The organism is Marinobacter vulgaris, assembly GCF_003344045.1.
GTDB classification, from domain to species: domain Bacteria; phylum Pseudomonadota; class Gammaproteobacteria; order Pseudomonadales; family Oleiphilaceae; genus Marinobacter; species Marinobacter vulgaris.
Genome location: NZ_QFWX01000029.1, coordinates 1 through 1,042, shown reverse-complemented (window position 1 = coordinate 1,042; position 1,042 = coordinate 1). Strand labels below are relative to the sequence as shown.

General features: G+C 49.2%; 1 protein-coding gene. It reads left to right on the top strand.

Annotated features, from left to right (window positions below):
- Nucleotides 1-778: 778 nt before the first annotated feature.
- On the top strand, nt 779-1,042 hold a 264-nt coding region (locus DIT71_RS18320; protein WP_227538203.1), incomplete at its 3' end, for a hypothetical protein.

The window sequence follows — 1,042 nt, the reverse complement described above, 5'->3', positions numbered from 1 at the left end:
AGGCATGCCACCGGTGATTGCGGAAGAAAAACTTAAAATACTGTCCGGGATTAGTTGACCACTACAGCTATCCCGTAACCAGGGTGGGTTGCAGAGCAATGTGCTTGAATGCAGGAGGCTCGACAAATAATCGTCGACGCTGGCGAGAAGACAGGGAGCCTCTGACCTCCGCCTCCGGAGGGCGCCGTTACTACCCGATAGCAAACGGTCTCAATCGACCAAAAATCCGCACGATCAATTACTTGCTCCAAAACTCGCCAATATAAAAAAGTCCTATTTATCAGTATTTTGACCGATTAACGCCGACTTCGGGCACAAGACTGATAGGAGTTGGATGTCCGGGAACAGGACATTTGATCGGTGCCCTAAGCCGGCTTTTTCCTTTCGTTTTGGCTAGTTTACGCTCCCATCGTTTGTTCGCACCTGTTAGATAACGGGTGTCCGGAAATCGGACAGCGGTAAGTCGGCGGCTTGCTTCCTACTGTTGTAGTGCGCTAACGATAATTACCGTTGATTACTCCCTTGTCTGTGCTTGGCCTCTCGGTCGGGATTTTAAGTGCGCGTGAAGACGGATCAACTTTTGTGAGCGGAAGTTGTCGCTGGATACGAGCTGGTCAAGCCTCCTATCCTTTATTGGGTTGACAGGTTCGGCCCCCTTAACCAATTGTAATAGATTGCAAAAAAATCATTAATAGAACTGGCGCTTATTGTCATTGGGGCGGCCACTCTCGATAATCCCTTCAAGCCTCCCGCCCCTGTTTCTGAACATGGATAACCCATGAAGCTCTTAGTATTAGCATTGATCCTTTTTTGTGCAGTCTATTTTTTTGGCGGCGCCAGACTGAGGCTGTTCATTACACTAACTGGGGTAGCTGCAGTCCTCGGGTTGTGTTTTGGTCCACCCGAGTATGTTGTGTTCAAGGATACGCGAGAAGTAATCTCTTCTGGTGATGGGTCGACGGTTGTCTACAGGGCTTGGGAACTCAACCGGTTGTTGCCTATAGAGGCTTTAGCCAATCAAGTGATCTACAGCCCCGAACTC